The 320-nt window shown below is 54.1% G+C and carries 1 pseudogene; it reads left to right on the top strand.

The window, feature by feature from the left end:
• Positions 1-320, top strand: a pseudogene (locus VF724_RS21410) (hypothetical protein); the annotation flags it as partial.

The raw sequence follows: 320 nt of genomic DNA, 5'->3' as shown, positions 1-320 counted from the left end.
ACGACAACGGCAATCGGATCGTTGAGAAAAAACCGGGCGGCATCACAACCAGCTACGGCTATGACTTCATGAACCGCAAAGTGACGGAGAACGTGTCCGACGGCACCTGGTTCTTGTATGTGTACGATAATGCAGGCAACCTGCTGAAGCAGTCCGGATCGGGCGGCACGATCGAATTTACGTATTACGACAACAATCAGGTAAAAAGCGCAACCTATGACAACGGCGACCAGGTTGTCTACGAATATGACGACAACGGCGATCTGAGCGCGGAGACCATCAACGGCCAACGCATGGAATACGTGCGGGACGCCAGCGGC

Source organism: Ferviditalea candida, from assembly GCF_035282765.1.
GTDB classification, from domain to species: domain Bacteria; phylum Bacillota; class Bacilli; order Paenibacillales; family KCTC-25726; genus Ferviditalea; species Ferviditalea candida.
This window is presented reverse-complemented; position numbering and strand designations above follow the sequence as displayed.